The sequence below is a fragment of the Sphingopyxis sp. genome (assembly GCF_035998965.1).
Classification (GTDB): Bacteria; Pseudomonadota; Alphaproteobacteria; order Sphingomonadales; family Sphingomonadaceae; genus Sphingopyxis.
In genome coordinates, this window is sequence record NZ_DASYHE010000065.1 from 1 (window position 1) to 1790 (window position 1790).

Annotated in this window: 1 protein-coding gene and 1 pseudogene; both read left to right on the forward strand. The window is 64.9% G+C overall.

Annotated features, from left to right (window positions below; all coding sequences use genetic code 11):
- Positions 1-105, forward strand: a pseudogene (locus VGN68_RS11840) (ribosome maturation factor); the annotation flags it as partial.
- The gene (gene nusA / locus VGN68_RS11845; RefSeq protein WP_327476889.1) at positions 105-1742 is read left to right on the forward strand and encodes a transcription termination factor NusA; all 1638 of its coding nucleotides are present in this window, start codon (positions 105-107) and stop codon (positions 1740-1742) included. The pseudogene VGN68_RS11840 and the gene nusA, both read left to right, overlap by 1 nt.
- Positions 1743-1790 lie beyond the last annotated feature (48 nt).

Sequence of the window (1790 nt, forward strand, 5' to 3'; positions counted from 1 at the left end):
GCGATCGACACGGCCAAGCTGGTGCTCACCGACAAACTCATTGCTGCAACCGTCCCGCTTTCAGCCGAAGGCGCCGACGAACTGGAAGAAGAAGGACAGGACTGATGGCCACTGCCATTTCCGCCAACCGCGCCGAACTGCTGGCGATTGCCAACAGCGTCGCCAGCGAGAAGATGATCGACAAGACGATCGTCATCGAGGCGATCGAAGAAGCGATCCAGCGTGCCGCCCGCGCCCGCTATGGCGCCGAGAATGACATTCGTGCCAAACTGGACGTCCAGACCGGCGACCTGCGCCTGTGGCGCGTCGTCGAGGTCGTCGAGACGGTCGAGGATTATTTCAAGCAGGTCGATCTGGCCGCGGCGCAGAAATTGCAGAAGGACGCGCAGCTGGGCGACTTCATCGTCGATCCGCTGCCCGCCGTGGATCTGGGCCGCATCGACGCGCAGTCGGCGAAGCAGGTCATTTTCCAGAAGGTCCGCGAAGCCGACCGGGCACGCCAGTTTGAAGAATTCAAGGACCGCGCGGGCGAGCTGATCACCGGGGTCGTCAAGTCGGTCGAATTTGGCCACATCGTCGTCAACCTGGGCCGTGCCGAGGGCGTCATCCGCCGCGACCAGCAGATCCCGCGCGAATTGATGCGCGTCGGCGACCGCGTCCGCGCGCTGATCCTGTCGGTGCGCAGCGAAACGCGCGGGCCGCAGATTTTCCTGAGCCGCGCGCACCCCGACTTCATGAAGAAGCTGTTCGCGCAGGAAGTCCCTGAAATCTACGATGGGATCATCGAGATCAAGGCCGCCGCCCGCGACCCGGGCTCGCGCGCCAAGATTGGCGTCATCAGCTATGACAGCAGCATCGACCCCGTCGGTGCCTGCGTCGGCATGAAGGGCAGCCGCGTTCAGGCGGTTGTCCAGGAAATGCAGGGCGAAAAGATCGACATCATCCCTTGGTCCGAAGACACCGCGACCTTCGTCGTCAACGCGCTTCAGCCGGCAACGGTCCAACGCGTCGTCATCGACGAAGATGACAGCCGCATCGAAGTCGTCGTTCCCGACGACCAGCTGTCGCTGGCCATCGGTCGCCGCGGCCAGAATGTCCGTCTCGCCAGCCAGCTGACCGGCAGCCAGATCGACATCATGACCGAGGCTGACGCGAGCGAGAAGCGCCAGCGCGATTTCGTCGAGCGCTCGACGATGTTCCAGGAAGAGCTGGACGTCGACGAAACGCTGGCGCAGCTGCTGGTCGCCGAAGGCTTCACCGAGCTCGAAGAAGTCGCCTATGTCGGCATCGAGGAACTCGCCGGGATCGAAGGGTTCGACGAGGAACTGGCGCAGGAACTGCAGAGCCGCGCGCTCGAAGGGCTGGAGCGCCGCGAAGAAGCATCGCGCGCCGAACGCCGCGAGCTGGGCGTCGAGGACGATCTGGCCGCGATCCCGCATCTGACCGAAGCGATGCTGGTTGTGCTGGGCAAGGCGGGCATCAAGACGCTCGACGACCTGGCCGACCTCGCCACCGACGAGCTTATTGCCAAGAAGCGCACCGACAACCGCCGCGGCCCGCCGCGCAGCGAGCGCGCCGAGGACAAGGGCGGCGTGCTGGGCGAATATGGCCTGAGCGAAGAGCAGGGCAACGAGATCATCATGGCGGCGCGCGCCCACTGGTTCGACGACGAAGAGTCGAGCGAACCGGCGGAAACCGCACCGCAAGCCGGGGAGGCCGCTGATGCGGACCCCGCACAATGATCAGCTGAGCGAACCAGACCGCGCTGGTCGGCGCGGCCAGCATGTGCC

Coding starts and splice junctions, on each gene's coding strand:
- nusA (WP_327476889.1), top strand. CDS start 105: ATGGCCACTGCCATTTCCGCCAACCGCGCCGAACTGCTGGCGATTGCC.